This window comes from Gordonia sp. YC-XJ4 (assembly GCF_059511865.1).
In genome coordinates this window covers 3,369,520-3,384,843 of sequence record NZ_CM183447.1, presented here as the reverse complement: position 1 = coordinate 3,384,843, position 15,324 = coordinate 3,369,520, and the positions used below count along the sequence as shown (strand labels likewise).

General features: G+C 65.9%; 10 protein-coding genes. 7 read left to right on the top strand and 3 right to left on the bottom strand.

Features of this window, described 5'->3' with window-relative positions; translation table 11 throughout:
* The first annotated feature begins 8 nt into the window (after window positions 1-8).
* The 7 genes from AC5ZH6_RS14960 to AC5ZH6_RS14930 all read left to right on the top strand — a co-directional run bounded on the left by AC5ZH6_RS14960 (window position 9) and on the right by AC5ZH6_RS14930 (window position 7,918).
* Window positions 9-1,349 (top strand): MlaD family protein, encoded by a 1,341-nt coding sequence (locus AC5ZH6_RS14960; RefSeq protein ID WP_496167411.1) that lies wholly within the window; start codon window positions 9-11, stop codon window positions 1,347-1,349.
* Window positions 1,346-2,377, top strand: a complete 1,032-nt coding sequence (locus AC5ZH6_RS14955; RefSeq protein ID WP_496167410.1) for an MCE family protein — start codon at window positions 1,346-1,348, stop codon at window positions 2,375-2,377. Before AC5ZH6_RS14960 ends, AC5ZH6_RS14955 begins: the two co-directional genes overlap by 4 nt.
* Window positions 2,378-2,385: 8 nt before the next feature.
* Window positions 2,386-3,366, top strand: coding sequence for an MCE family protein (locus AC5ZH6_RS14950; RefSeq protein WP_496169221.1), 981 nt, complete (start codon window positions 2,386-2,388; stop codon window positions 3,364-3,366).
* Window positions 3,360-4,481: an MCE family protein gene (locus AC5ZH6_RS14945; protein WP_265076570.1), complete on the top strand. Its 1,122-nt coding sequence runs from the start codon at window positions 3,360-3,362 to the stop codon at window positions 4,479-4,481. Before AC5ZH6_RS14950 ends, AC5ZH6_RS14945 begins: the two co-directional genes overlap by 7 nt.
* Before the next feature lie 89 nt (window positions 4,482-4,570).
* A complete protein-coding gene (locus AC5ZH6_RS14940) occupies window positions 4,571-5,656 on the top strand; it encodes an MlaD family protein (protein WP_020170943.1) in 1,086 nt (361 codons plus the stop codon).
* A complete protein-coding gene (locus AC5ZH6_RS14935; RefSeq protein ID WP_014360325.1) occupies window positions 5,653-6,825 on the top strand; it encodes an MCE family protein in 1,173 nt (390 codons plus the stop codon). The genes AC5ZH6_RS14940 and AC5ZH6_RS14935 overlap by 4 nt, the downstream gene beginning before the upstream one ends.
* A 109-nt stretch (window positions 6,826-6,934) precedes the next feature.
* Window positions 6,935-7,918, top strand: a complete 984-nt coding sequence (locus tag AC5ZH6_RS14930) for a hypothetical protein (RefSeq protein WP_265076569.1) — start codon at window positions 6,935-6,937, stop codon at window positions 7,916-7,918.
* 16 nt (window positions 7,919-7,934) lie between these two features.
* Here AC5ZH6_RS14930 and treY read toward each other — a convergent pair whose 3' ends face one another.
* The 3 genes from treY to AC5ZH6_RS14915 all read right to left on the bottom strand — a co-directional run bounded on the left by treY (window position 7,935) and on the right by AC5ZH6_RS14915 (window position 15,301).
* Window positions 7,935-10,304, bottom strand: coding sequence for a malto-oligosyltrehalose synthase (gene treY / locus AC5ZH6_RS14925; protein ID WP_265076568.1), 2,370 nt, complete (start codon window positions 10,302-10,304; stop codon window positions 7,935-7,937).
* A gap of 4 nt (window positions 10,305-10,308) precedes the next feature.
* Window positions 10,309-13,023 carry a glycogen debranching protein GlgX gene (gene glgX, locus AC5ZH6_RS14920; RefSeq protein WP_265076567.1) on the bottom strand — a complete coding sequence of 905 codons (2,715 nt, stop codon included), beginning with the start codon at window positions 13,021-13,023 and terminating at the stop codon, window positions 10,309-10,311.
* A gap of 85 nt (window positions 13,024-13,108) precedes the next feature.
* Window positions 13,109-15,301, bottom strand: coding sequence for an acyltransferase family protein (locus tag AC5ZH6_RS14915; RefSeq protein ID WP_168436284.1), 2,193 nt, complete (start codon window positions 15,299-15,301; stop codon window positions 13,109-13,111).
* Between the last annotated feature and the right edge of the window lie 23 nt (window positions 15,302-15,324).

Below are 15,324 nucleotides of genomic sequence, written 5' to 3'. Positions count from 1 at the left end.
GGGCAGCCATGCTGATAGCCACCGACGGCCGTAACCCTTCGCTGGTGCAATATGTGTTGCGCGGCAGTGCATTCCTGATCGTGTTGGTGATCCTGTTCGTGCTGCTGTTCATGCGGTACGAGGGCGTGTTCAGCTCCACCGTCGCGGTCAACGCCAAACTCACCGACGTCGGTGACGGCCTGACCTCGGGTGCCGATGTCCGCTACAACGGCCTCATCGTCGGGTCGGTCAAGAACGTCGCTCTCACCGACGAGCCGGGCCAGTCCGGGGTGAACCTGCGCCAGGTCGACATGGACATCACCCCGGCACAGTCCGAGGGCATCCCGGCCAACGTCACCGCGCGCACGGTGCCCTCCAACCTCTTCGGTGTGAACGCGGTCGAGCTGGTGCAACCGGACCATCCGTCTGCCGACCATCTCTCGGCGGGAGCGTCCATCCCCGCGGACCGATCGCTACAGACGATCAAATTGCAGGACGCGCAGAACCAGCTGCGGACGCTGTTGCAGGCGGTGCCACCGGAGCAACTCGCCGGTGTCCTCGGCACCATCGCCGACGCGCTGCGCGGCGGCGGGACCACTTTCGGTCTGTTCGTCGGCGTCCTGCAGAACTATTTCGACACCATCAACGCGCAGTTCCCCCCGGGCGCGCCGTCCGGATTCGACAACTTCAACCAGTCCGTACAGGGCCTGTCGCGATCCGCGCCGCAGCTGTTGGATACGTTGGGCCGCAGCGTGATCCCGGCGATGACCATTGCGCAGTCGCGGGACGACCTGACCGCGTTGCTCTCGGCGGCGCAGGGCCTGACCGACGAGGTGCAGGCACTGTTCGCAGCCAACGGTGACGGCGGCAAGCGCATCGTCGCCGACACCAACACCCTGCTCGGTGCGGCGGTCTACGAGCCGAATGCGTTGCCGCAGGCGCTGAGTGCACTGAACAATCTCGCGGCCAAGGTCCTCACGGTGTTCACCGGTGTCAACGGGCACGCGCAGCTCAACATCGGCGTGAGTTTCAGTGCCTTCCAGCGCTATACCCGCCAGAACTGTCCCGTGTACAACGGCGGGCCCTACGGTCAGCTGCGCGGTCCCGGGTGTGTCGGTCCGGGCACCGGCATTGGACCGACGAGTTCGGGTCCGCTGATGATCTATCCGTCCGACGGGATGCGCCGGATGTCGCCGGCGGGCATGGTCACCACCGGCGCCGACAACCAGACGCTGACCGCCGCACTCGATCGTGCGCCCAATGCGGCCGACACCTTGATGCTCGGCCCGCTGGTGCAGTCGGTCTCGACCCAGACTGCTTCGACCCAAACCGGTTCGACCCAAACCGGCACCTCGGGAGGGGGACGATGAGCGCCGCGCAGTCGAGTATCCGCAAACCGCTGATCGGGTTCGCGCTGTTCGCGGTCGTCGCGTTGCTGCTGACCTACATCATCTATTCGACGCTGGAACGATCGGTGTCGGGCAGTACCAACAACTTCAGCACGTTCTTCACCGACGCCTCGGGTCTGGCAAAGGGCGACGACGTCCGGATGGCCGGTGTGCGGGTGGGTCGCGTCGATTCGATCGATCTCGTCGACGGCCGTGCCAAGGTCACCTTCGAGGTGCAGGACAACCAGCCGATGTACACCACCACGCAGGCCGCGATCCGGTACCAGAACCTGATCGGCCAGCGGTATCTCGCGCTGTCCCTCGCCGACGGGACCCCGCAACCACTCTCGGTCGGGTCGACGCTCAAGGAGCCCTCGGAGGACTCCTTCGACGTGACCAAACTGCTCGCGGGATTCCAGCCGGTCTTCGACACCTTGACCCCCGAGCAGGTCAACAATCTCTCCAACGGTCTGGTCCAGGCGTTCCAGGGCGACACGGTGTCGTTGTCCAACACCGTCGCCCAGGTCGGTAAGTTCGCCTCCGACATGTCCAACCGGGACGTGGTGATCGGGGCGATCATCGACAATCTCAGCGGGGTGCTGCGTGACCTGTCGCGGCAGGGCGACCAGATCGGCACTCTCGTCGACAGTGTTTCCGACGTCATCAAGAACCTGAACGCGAATTCGGCGGCCTTCGGTACCGCCGTCACCCAGATCGGCAACACCGCAGCGGGATTCGCCGACGTCCTCACCAAATCCCGGGGCAATCTCGCCGACGCGGCCACCTCGGCCAACCAGGCGACCAGGATTCTGATCGGCAACGGCTCCAAACTCGACGGGATGGCCAAGAACCTGCCGATCTTCCTCGGACACTTCCCGCTCGTGCTCGGCCAGGGGGCCTACCTGAACATCTATGCCTGCGACCTCGACATCGCGATCGGTGATGTGTTGTTCCCGCCGGGGATCATCAACAAGATCGGTGGCACCAACCACTCGGTGGTGTGCCGATGAGAAGCCGCATGCGTCGGAGCTTCGACGACCACCGACTCCTCTGGTACGGGTTGGCCGGCACGGTGGTCATCGTGCTGCTCGTCCTGGTTATCACCGGAATCGGCAAGGCCGACATCGGCAAGAAGACCTATTCGGCGGACTTCGCCCAGGCCGGTGGCGTGCGACCGGGCGACAAGGTCCGGGTGGCCGGCATCGACGTCGGTGAGGTCGGCTCGACCGAACTGCAGGGCAACCACATCCACATCACCATGAAGGTGGACAAGGACGTCGACGTCACCGCCAACGGTTCGGCCGAGATCAAACTCTCGACCCTGCTCGGCCAGCGCTACATCGATATCTCGCTGGGCAATTCACCCGATCCGGCAGCCGACAACGTGATCACCGAGACCCGGGTTCCCTACGATCTGCAGAAGACCATCGAGAAGGGCACGCCCATCCTGCAGGGCATCAACGACGAGGACCTCGGCCAGAGCATCCGGACGTTGAACCAGCAACTCGCCGGGGCGCCCGCGGTCACCAAACCGACGCTCGATTCGCTGACGCAGATGTCGGAGATCATCACCGACCGTCGCGATCAGATCAATCAGCTGATCAGTGACACCAAGTCGGTGACCGCCATCGTGCAGGACAATTCGGCGCAGCTGGCGATCATCGTCGGTCAGGGAGCACAACTGGCGAACAAGATCGTCGCCCGGGAGGCTCTGGTGACCCGGTTGCTCGACGGCGTCGCACAGATCACCGAACAGGCACAACTCGTCGCCTCCGAGGACGCCGACCAGTTCGCCCCGATCATGGCCAACCTGAACACCATCACCCAGGGTCTGGAGAAGAACCGCGACAACCTCCGCAAGATGCTCGAGGTCCTGCCGGTCACCGCGCGCCTGACCAACAACGTCATCGGCGACGGCCCGTACGCCAACGGCTACCTGCCGTGGGGCATCTTCCCCGACAACTGGCTCTGCACGGCACGGGTGGTGGACGGATGCTGAACGCGCACATGGTTTCTCGGAAGGTGACGCGGCGGTCGATGATCCTCGCGGGGCTGATCGTGCTCGCCGTCGGTGTGCTCTCGGGGTGTTCGCTGATCCCGGCCGGCTGGAAGACCGCGACCGGTCAGGCCATCGAGGTCACCGCGTTCTTCCCGAACACCGCGGGCCTCTACACCACCAATGACGTTGCGGTACTGGGTATGCCGGTCGGTCAGGTCACCAAGATCGAGGAGCAGGGTAACCGGGTGCTGGTGAAATTCACCATCGACAAGAACGTGCCCGTTCCGGTCGACGCGACCGCAGCCATCGTCAACACCTCGATCGTCACCACCCGGCACATCGAGCTGACCCCGGCATACTCCAAGGGCCCCAAGCTGACCGACGGCGCGGTGATGCGCAACGAGGGCATGAGTCCGGTGTCGGTGGGTGACCTGTTCGACGCGGTCGACAAGCTCGTCAGCAATCTCTCCGGCCAGGCGCCGGGGGAGGGGCCGGTCGCCGACCTGATGGACGTGACCTCGGGCATCACCAGCGACAACGGACAACGGTTGCAGGAGGCGATCAATCAGCTCGGCAGCGCCTCGCAGGTGGTGTCGGGTAACGGCGACGCGATCGTCGACATCGTCAAGTCGGTCCAGCAACTCACCGCCGCCCTTGTCGCGAATTATCCGAAGATGAAGGACTTCTCGAACTCCATCAATCAGGTCAGCGAGATGCTCGGACGTCAGTCACCGGGTCTGGTGGCGACTCTGGGCGATCTGAATCAGACACTGCTCAACACCTCGGAGTTCCTGCACAACAACGCAGGCACGATCGGCGCGTCCACCGGGCGACTGGCCGCACTCGCGGAGAACCTGAGCGACTACTCACGTCAGGTCGTCGAGACCATCGACCTCGGGCCGCTGCTCTTCCAGAACCTGAGCAATTCCATCTCCGCCGAACAGGGTGCCTGGCGTGCCCAGGTGCTGCTGGACAAGTCGTTGCTCGACACCCAGCTGGTGTCCCAGTTCTGCAAGGCGATCAATCTACACAAGAACGGTTGCGAGACCGGTCAGCTCCAGGGCTTCGGGCCCGATCTCGGGGTCTTCTCGGCATTGGAGGCCCTGACAAAATGAGCCCAGCATCCCTCTCTCGTCCGTCGGTCTCTCGCCGATCATTCTCCAGACGCCGTCTGGCGCCGGTTCATTCCTGGACTCGCAAGCTGGTGGTGACCGGGATCGTCGCGACCGTGTTGGCCGTCACCGGTTGTTCGGCGATACCCGGTCTGACCGTCGAGCAGATCCCGCTGCCCGCCCCGGGCAATCTCGGCGACACCATGACGTTGAACGCGAGTTTCGACAATGCGCTGAATCTGCCGACCCGGGCCAAGGTGAAGCTCTACGGCATGGACGTCGGCGAGGTCACCGGTATCCGCGCCGAGAACTACAAGGCGATCGTCACCATGGATGTCAGCACCTCGGCCAAGGTGCCCAAGGGCACCGGCGCCGAACTGCGGCAGGCGACCCCGCTCGGTGACGTGTTCGTCGCGTTGCTCCCACCGTCGAATTCCGCCGCCGGCTACATGTCCAACGGCCAGACGCTGACCGGCCCGCGGTCGGCTGCGGCGACCGTCGAGGATCTCCTGGTCAGTCTGAGTGGATTCGTCGACAGCGGTTCACTCGGTTCCACCCAGCAGATCATCACCGAACTCAGCGCCGCGGTGTCGACCTCGCCGGACAATCCGCAACAACTCAACGGTGCCATCGCCGGATTGACCACGGCCCTGCGCAAACTCAACCAGAACTCCGCCGAGGTCGACGCCGCGATGCGCAACACACAGGTGCTGACCGGGCAGCTCGCGGCGGGACGCGCGCAGATCATGGCGTCGATCAACAAGCTCTCGCCCGCCTTCGACACCATCAACGACGAGATGCAGACGATCCTGACCACGCTCGACAAAACCAATCAGGTCACCGCCGCCACGAACGATTTCCTCGGCAGCGACGGACAGAATTTCGTCGAGCTCACCGGTCATCTCGCGACCCTCCTCGACGAACTCAAGCAGGGCGCGACGATCCTCGGACCGTTGTCGGACAATGTCGCCGAGTTGACCCCCAAGTGGGCCAAGTCGACCAGTTCGAGTGCGGCGTCGTTGTCGGCGAAGGTGTACTACCTCAACCCGGGCGCCGGGTTCGATTCGGCCAGCCGTCTTCCCGAGCTCGGCGATGTCGGTGCGGCGGGAGAGTCGTTGCAGCAGACGCTGACCCGACTGTTGGCCCGGCTGACTGCGACCCAGGGGTGCTGCGGATGAGTGGATTCATGGGGTGGCTGCGCAAACACTCGATCGTGCTGGGCAATCTGGCGCTGATCGGGGTGATGCTCATCGGGCTGGCCTACTTGTCGTTCGGCGCGCTGCGGTGGGCACCGTTCCAGGGCCACTACACGCTCACGATCAATTTCCCGATCTCCGGTGGCCTGCAGGACACCTCGCAGGTGACCCTGCGCGGCGTCCCGATCGGCGACGTCAAATCCATTCAGGTGCAACCACAGTCGGTGAAGGTGGTGGTGTCGGTCGACGACGACGTGCACATCAACCGCAACACGACGGTCTCGGCACTCGGCTTGTCGGCCGCGGGTGAACAGTACGTCGATTTCTCCCCGCCCAGCGCCGAGGGGCCCTACCTGCGCGACGGCGACACCATCAACGTGAACCAGACGAAGGTGACCACGCCGTTCCCGCAGTTGCTCGAGACCTCGCTCGGCGTCATCGACCAGATCGATCCGGCCAAGCTCGCGTCGATCGTCGACAACCTCGACGTCGCGCTCAATCCCAAGGGCGACACCAACGATCTGCGCGTGCTGTTCGACGCGGGCGGCACGATCTTCGCCGACCTCTACCGCGTGTTGCCGCAGACCACCAAGTTGATCTCCGAGACGGGGACCATCCTGCAGACCACCTCGCAGATCCAGCCCGATCTGCAGGGCACGGTGTCCTCGTTGAGTTCGGTGGTCAACGCGGCGGTCGCCGCGGACCGTGAGCTGCGCACGTTGCTGGGCAAGGGCCCGCAGCAGTTGTCCAGCCTGTCCGGCTCGATCAACGAGATCCAGGATCCGATCACCGATGTGCTCGGTCAGCTGCTTGACGTGACCCGCCAGGGTGCCCTGCGCGCACCGGCGGTGGTCAATCTGCTGCCGTCGATCAGGGACGCGTCGATCAAGTCCCTCACCATGTTCCACGACGGCGCCTGGTGGGCGTTCGGTTCGATCTACCCGCGTCCGTACTGCGACTACGCGGTCACCCCGGTGCGCCCCACCAAGATCCTCGAGTTGTCGGTGCCGACGAATCTGTACTGTGTCACCGAGGATCCCAACCAGCAGATCCGTGGCTCGGCGAACGCACCCCGTCCGCCGGGGGACGACACCGCCGGACCGCCGCCGAACTACGACCCGAATGCGCGGACGGTTCCGCTGGACAAGTGACGCCCGCCCTCCGGGGGCTCGCACCACACCTGACTCCTCGCCGAGGGGAGTCGGGTGGGGTCGGATCGGTGGGGACCGAGTGGGCGGCGAATGAGAACGGAAACACGCGATGACAGGTGAGCAGGACGACGTGCGCAACGAGGCGGCCGACGACGATCGGGAGGGCGCGGCGACGAACGAGCCAGGCGCAGTGGAGGATTCCGGCGAACCGGACTCAGCCGTCACCGACGGAACCGACTCCTCCGATGCTGCGCCGACGAAGGCGTCGCTGACCAAGAAGCCGGTCCCGCGTACCAAGAGCGCGCGGTCCGGATCGTCGCGGCACCCGGATCCGGAGGATGCGGATGCCGACAGGGCGGATGCGGCGAGTTCCGGCGAGCCCACGGCATCGGCTGCCGCCGCCGGCGGACGTGCTTCCGCGCGAGGCACATCCGCCCGGGACTCATCCGCGGCGGCCACACCCGCACGGGGTGGGAAGCAGATCTCGATCACGCTGTCGGCCCGCGCCCTGTGGCGATCGCTGGTGGCCCTGGTGGTCGTCGCCGCGATCGTCGGGGTGGCGGTACTCGGATGGTTCTTCTACCGCGATCAACAGCGCCTCAACGCCTTCGACGACGCCAAGAGTGCCTCGGCGATCTTCGCCGAGAAGCTGACCAGCAGCATGAACGCCGACACGGTGGCCAACATGAAGGACATCGTCGGGCCACTGACCACCGGCGAGTACCGCAAACACCTGGAATCCCAACTCGGCGACACCACCAAGGCGATCCAGTCGATCAACGTCAAGAACACCAAGATCGATGTCCAGAAGGTGTCGGTGATCGACTTCGGCACCGACCACGCCTCAACCATGGCCGTGGTACAGGTGACCGGTACGAGTACTCTTGCGCCGCAAGGTGGTACGTCGCTGTTCATGTATTCGCTCAAGCTCGACAAGGTCGACGGCAAGTGGCTCGTGTCCGATCTCGACGCCATGCAGGCCGGCCTGTCCGATGCCGGTGAGGCCGGTGCCGGTGGCGGGTCCACGCCGACCGCGGGGCAGGCGAGTACCCCGGTACCCACACCTGCGCCCGCTCCGGCACCCGGCGGCTGAGGTCGTCGGGGTCCGGTCAGATTCCCGAACGGGTCAGGATCGCCACCGGACCGGCGGCTCGTAGGGCCGCGAGGTCGACCGACCCGGTGTGCTCGGACCGTGACCCGGAATCGATCCAGGTGCCGGGCGGCAGGGCGAGCGTCGTTGTCGCGGCGCGGTCGTCGTCGAAGCTGTGGGTGAAGCGGGCGGTCACCACGATCACCCGCGGATCGCTCTCGCCGCGCACACCGCGGCCGAAGGCGATCGCGTGGTCGGCGGCCGGTCCGTCGACCTGGAGCGGGCGATAGTCGCCGTCGGGGCCGAACGCCGGGCGGTGTTCTCGGCGAACCCGCAGGGCCGCGGCCACCAGCCGTGTCTTGGGATGATCGAGCGACCGGCGGAAGTCCACGGGTCGACGATTGTCGGGATCGACCAGTGAGTCCTCGTACCATTCAGTGCCCTGGTAGATGTCGCCGACACCAGGTCCGAGAAGTGCGATGGCCTTGCGTGCCAACACTTCCTGCTCCCATGCCGGACCGATCCGAGTGACCAGGTCATCGATCATCCCGGCCACCGGTTCGGTGGTGAGCGCGCCGATCCAGGCATCGAGCGCATCCTCGAAGGACTCGTCGACCTCGGTCCACGTGGTCCGCACACCCGCTTCGCGGGCGGCTTTGCGCGCATAGGCGCGCAGGCGATCACGCAACTCGTCGTCGACCTGCCCGTCGAGCGGCCACACCCCGATCACGTTCTGCAGCAAGAAGTATCCGGTCAGATGATCAGGTGGAGGAGCGGTGTCCCAGATCTGGCGGACCAGCAGCGACCACCGCTCGGGGACTTGCGCGAGCAGCGCGATGCGCGCCCGCACATCCTCGCCGCGCTTGGTGTCGTGGGTCGAGGAGGCCGTCATGGCGCGCGGCCAGTCCTGCGCCCGGACGACGTTCAGTTCGTGGAAATGACGCAGTGACAGCGCCGGGTTGGCCGGGTCGCCGCCGACCTCCTGCGCCGACACGAGACGGGCCGTGCGGTAGAACAAACTGTCCTCGACGCTCTTGGCGGTGACCGCGCCGCACGTCTGTGCCAGCCGGGAGGTCGGGGCACCGGGCGTGGCGGTGGCGCGCACGATGAGCGTGACGGCGTCGGCGAGATCCGGTCGACGGCGTGCGATCTCCTCGGCCACACCGAGCAGACGGGATCGCAGCGACGGATAGTCGGCCCGGTAGACACCGAGATCGGCGATCATCTCGGCGACCGCGTCGGTGAGGGCGGCCGAATCGGCGGTCGGATCCGAATGGGTCAGTGCGCGCACGAGCCTGCGGTGTTCGGCGGGGAACATCTGCGCGAGCGTGGTCAGCTTGCGCTGCCGTTCGGTGTCGTGCAGCCAGTGGGCGTCGGCCGGCACACCGGTGGTGTGTTCGTGGATCTCGCTGAGCTCGACGATCCCCGACGGGGCGGTGAACACCGACTCGATGAGCCGCAACTGGTCGTAGCCGGTGGTTCCCTCCACCGGCAACGTCGGCTCGAGGGCCTCGTCGGCGGCGAGGATCTTCTCGATGTAGAGCAGACGATCGGTACCGATGTCACCGCGCAATCGCTCGAGATAGGACATCGGGTCCCACAGCCCGTCTGGGTGATCGACGCGGACACCGTCGATCAGGTCGGCGTCGAGCAACTCACGAATCCAGGCGTGGGTGGCGTCGTAGACGGCGTCGTCCTCCTGGCGCAGTCCGGCGAGTTCGTTGACCGTGAAGAATCGGCGGTAGCCGATGACCCCGGAGTTCCACGGGACGAGTCGATAGTGCTGTCGCGCATGGACATCGGTTGCCGTCCCGCCGAGACTTCCCGGTGCGGTGGGGAATTCGTGGTCGTAATAGCGGAGAATGCCGTGCTGGTCGACGGTCAGCGGAGCCAGGTCACCGTCGGCGGCGAGGACCGGCAGGGCCAGCTTCCCATCACTGCCGTTGTCGGAGGAGAAATCGGCGTCGAAGTACCCGGCGTACCGTGAACCGGGGCCGTGCCGCAAGAGGTCGGCGAACCAGGGATTGCGCAGGACCTCGGCCACCCCGGTGTGGTTGGGGACGATGTCGATGAGGATGCCCAGACCGACCGCGCGCGCCGCCGCGCGCAGTGCGGCCAGACCCTCGCGGCCACCGAGGGCGGGCGACACCTGTGGCGGGGGTACCCAGTCGTAGCCGTGGGTGGAGCCGGGCATCGCGGTGCCGATCGGCGAGAGGTAGACGTGGCTGACACCGAGGTCCGCCAGATGCCCGAGGATGCTGATGACCTCGACGAAACCGAAGTCCGGGGTCAACTGAACCCGGTAGGTGGCGATGGGTTCCGGGCGTTTGCCGTCGGCGGCGACCGGCGCACCGTCACCGGTGTGCGAGCCCGGGTGCGTACCGGCCATCGAGTCAGTGCTGCTTTCGCAGGACGAGTAGTGAGCGGGCCTGAACCGCGAATGTGGTGCCGCCTCTGGCGTCCTCGATGTCGGAGTCACCCGTGGGTTGGGCGGTGTCGAGGACACCGGTCCATCCCGACTCCAGGATGGCCGGCAGCGTGAACTCGATCGGCTCGTAGTGGGCGTTGAAGCAGATGATGAAGCTGTCGTCGACGATCTTCTCGCCGCGCTCGTCCTTCTCGCCGATCCCGTTGCCGTTGAGGAACACCGCGAGACTCTTGCCGAACCCGCTGTCCCAGTCGGCGGTGGTCATCTCCTCGCCCGAGGGGGTGAGCCAGGCGATGTCGAGGTACTGCTGACCCCATCGGATGGGCTTGCCCGCGAAGAATCGGCGTCGGCGGAACACCGGGTGTTTGGTGCGCAGCGCGATGGCCTTGCGGGTGAATTCCAGGAGATCGGAGTTCTTCTCCGCCAACGACCAGTCCATCCAGGACAACTCGGAATCCTGGCAGTAGACGTTGTTGTTGCCCGACTGTGTGCGCCCGATCTCGTCCCCGTGCGCGAGCATCGGCGTGCCCTGCGAGAGGAACAGTGTGGCAAGGATGTTGCGTTGCTGCCGGGCACGCAGCGCATTGATCTCCGGATCGTCGGTGGGACCCTCGACCCCGCAGTTCCAGGACCGGTTGTGGCTCTCGCCGTCGCGGTTGTCCTCGCCGTTGGCCATGTTGTGTTTCTCGTTGTAGGACACGAGATCACACAGAGTGAAACCATCATGGGCGATGACGAAGTTGATGCTCGCGAGCGGGCGCCGGCCGGTCGCCTCGTAGAGATCCGACGATCCGGTGAGGCGGGAGGCGAACTCGCCCAGGGTGGACGGTTCGCCGCGCCAGTAGTCCCGCACGGTGTCGCGGTATTTTCCGTTCCATTCGGTCCACAGCGGCGGGAAATTGCCGACCTGATACCCGCCTTCGCCGACGTCCCACGGCTCGGCGATGAGCTTGACCTGACTGACCACCGGATCCTGTTGGACCAGATCGAAGAACGCCGAGAGCCGGTCCACGTCATGCAGTTCGCGGGCCAGCGTCGAGGCGAGATCGAACCGGAAACCGTCGACGTGCATCTCGAGCACCCAGTAGCGCAGCGAATCCATGATCAGCTGCAGGGTGTGCGGATGGCGGCCGTTGAGACTGTTGCCGGTCCCGGTGTAATCCATGTACATCTCGGGATTGTCGTCCACGAGACGGTAGTAGGCGGCGTTGTCGATTCCGCGGAAAGCCACGGTCGGCCCGAGGTGATTGCCCTCGGCGGTGTGGTTGTAGACCACATCGAGGATCACCTCGATACCCGCCTTGTGGAAGGCGCGCACCATGGCCTTGAACTCGGTGACCGCGCTCCCGGGCTGGTCGTGATTCGACGCATAGTCGGCGTGCGGCGCGAAAAAACCGAAGGTGTTGTAGCCCCAGTAGTTTCGCAAACCCTTGTCGAGCAGCACGAAGTCCTGCATGAACTGATGGACGGGCATCAGCTCGATGGCGGTCACACCCAAGGACTTCAGGTGATCGATGATCACCGGATGACACAGTCCGGAGTACGTGCCGCGCAACGCCTCCGGGACGTCGGGATGCGTCGCGGTCATGCCCTTGACGTGGGCCTCGTAGATCACCGTCTGGTGGTACGGCAGCCGGGGCGAGTGGTCGTTCTGCCAATCGAAGTACGGATTGATGACCACCGACAACATGGTGTGCCCCAACGAATCCAGCTGCGGCATCGACGGCGACGGTTGCGCTTCGGTGACCGGCTCCGGTGCCTGCGGCACGACGTCGGTGGTGTCGTCGGCGGTCAGCGGACCGGTGTCAGAAGGCCCTTCGCCACCCGACTGCTCGGTACCCGGCGCTGCTGCATCGGACCCCGCGGAGCCGAGTGCACCCGTGTCGGTGGCGGTCGATTCGGTTGCCGCGCCGCTCGATTCTGCACTTGTCGATGCTGCGTTGGTCACTGCCACGGCACCCGTTGTCACAGAGTCGGACTCGTCGACGGTCGTCGGATCGACGGTGGTGTCGGTGTCGGTGTCGGTGTCGGTGTCGGTGACCTCGGCAGCCTCGAACTCGGCGGTATCCGCTTCGTCGAGAGGGCTGTCCTCGTCGTCGGAGCTCTCGTCGGTCCCGGTGCCGGCGTCATCGGCGTTGTTGGTGTCGGGCAGCGGATAGGAGAACAGCGACGCATCACCGTCGAATTCACCGTGATAGGCCTTGCCGTAGGGATCGAGAAGCAATTTGCTGGGGTCGCAACGTAATCCGCGTCCGGGATCGTACGGTCCGTGGACGCGGTAGCCGTAGAACTGGCCGGGACCGACATTGGGCAGGTAGCAGTGCCAGCAGTATCCGTCGACCTCTTCGATGCGGATGCGGCGTTCGCTGCCGTCGCGATCGATCAGGCACAGATCCACTGCTTCGGCGACCTCGGAGAACAGGGAGAAGTTGGTTCCCACTCCGTCGTAGGTGGCGCCCAGCGGGTACGCCTGACCGGGCCACACCGGAATCGGCGCGGGCTCCGGCTCGACCATCGCCTCCGCCTGGGCGACGTCGGCGATGAGACTCTCCGTCGGGTGCGGTCGGGTGCTGCTGCTCAGCGGGGCCGCGGTGGTGGCGGTACCGGTCCCGGTGGCAGCAGTCTCGGTACCTGCGGTCTCGGTCCCGGGGGCGTCATCGGCGGTTGGCGGTACGGTCATACCCACCTTCTGTCGGTCATGCACCGACAGTAGTCGCGATACGGCGCGCATTCATCTCGGAAGCAACTCACTCACCTCCGGTGCCTCACCCTCCCACGCCGCCGGCCCAGGGCAGCGCTCGTCGAAGCTGCACGCCGAGCCCGTCGGTGAGACTGCGCACGTAGGTGGCGCTGAGGTGGTGCCAGTCCTTGTACACGATGATGTTGCCCACGATGGCGGGACAACGTTCGGGAGTGCACACCCCGTCCGACAGATCGAGGGCGTGGAACAGCGGGTCGGTGGCGGCGAGCGCCTCTGCCGGGTCGCGGGCGTCGAGAGCCGAGGCGCGATCGGTTCCGCAGGACTCACCGTTGCCGCCGTCGGCGAGGCAGGTGGGAGTGTCGATGGCGCCCCGCGCGTCATGTGGCCACGGCGTGTCCCGCATACCGAGAACGGGGATGCCGGCATCGGTGAATCGTTCGAACACCGGCACGTACGTGTCCGGCAACACGTCGCCGGCAGCTGCGGTATCCGGGCGGGTCGAGGTGGTGAACACCGCATCGGGGCGATCGGCGAGAATCCGGGGGATCACCCGCTGCACCCAGTCATGGCACTGCGGGTACGGCACGCCGTTCTGCATCGACGGCAGCTCCTCGGTCGAGAGCGGGCACCCCATCTTCAGGTAGGTGGTGACACGGAAGTGGTGTCTCTTGCCGAGCAGGTGCAGCGCGCTGATCCACATCTCGGCGTGCGAACCGCCCGCGAGTGCGATGGTCCGCTGCGCGTTCGGGTCGCCGTACACCCCGACGTGGATCGACGGGTCCTCGAAGCTGCTCATGTAGCCGTCCGTCGAGGTCTCCGGAAAGTCTTCGATGACGGCGAGCGGCGTCGGCTGCGGATCGAGTGCCGGCACCGGCGCACCGTCGAGCAATGCGCGGGCGCCGGGGTAGTCACGCGGATCGAGGTCGGCGGTGTCGACGGTCAGCGTCGAGACGTGCCGTTGCCACATCCCGATCGCGACCGCCCCCGACATGCTGAGCACGAGGAGGATCGAGGTGAGCACGGCGGTGTAGGAGGGCAGACGCCGTGTTGCTCGGCCCCGGCCACCGGGTGCGGTACCTGTGCGCAGCGGGTCCTCGATGTAACGCTTGGTCAGCCATGCCAGACCGATCGAGACCGCCAGCAGGCATGCGCCGTCGAGGAACGACGCATGCTCTTTCCCGCGCCAGTTGAGGAAGAAGATGAGCAGCGGCCAATGCCACAGATAGAGCGCGTAGGCGATGGTCCCCAACCAGACCGGCACTGAGGAGGCCAACAGCCGGCTGATCATCGGCAGCGGATGCACCGGACGTGCGTGTCGGGCACCGGAGCGCTGTTCGAGCGTGGCCGCGCCCGCCCAGATGAGGATCAGGGTGGACCCGACCGGAACCAGCGCCCACGGGCCGGGGTAGGAGTCCACCCCGTCGATCCACCATCCACAGGTGATGATCAGTCCGAGCGCGATCGCGCCGGCGAGGGTGCGCACCGCGCTCGGGATACGCCATCGGGGCAACCAGACCGCGAGCAGTCCTCCGGCCAGCGGCTCCCACAGACGGGAGAGGGTGTCGAAGTAGTTCCACTGCTGGTTCACGCCCATGCGCATGTCGGCCCAGTAAAACGAGATGGCCGACGCGCCGAGCAACGCCACCCCCACGCACACGCGGATGCTGTGCGGTGCGGCGATCGGTGCGATCACCCGCGCGGCGAGCTTGACCAGCCCGGCGAAGCCCAGCGCGACCAGGAGCGTGGCGAGAAAGAACTGCCCCTGCACCGACATCGACCAGATGTGTTGCAGGGGACTGTTCGCCGAGCTCGCCGCGAGGTAGTCCTGCGAGTTCAGTGCCAGATACCAGTTCTGGTAGTACAGGGCACTTGCCGTGAGCTCGCGACCGATGTTGGCCCATCGGGTCGGCGGCAGCAGGAGCACCGTCAGGATCAGCACCGCACCCAGGACGGTCAGCAGAGCCGGCAGCAGGCGGCGGAGGAGTCGGCGCAGACGGGGCCACGGGTTGATCGTCGCGGCAAGGCCGATCTCGCCGGACTGACTTGCGATGGTGTGCCGCAGGAGCGAACCGATGAAGAAGAAGCCCGAGAGTGTCAGGAAGACGTCGACCCCGCCGGAGACCCGGCCGAACCAGATGTGAAAGCACGCCACCAGCGCGATCGCGATGCCCCGTAACCCGTCGAGATCGGTGCGGTAGGACTGCGCCGCAGGGGTCGCCGACCCGGGCCGGGTGCGGACTGCCTGGGTGGTGGCCACGATGGGAGTCGGACTTTCGTGCG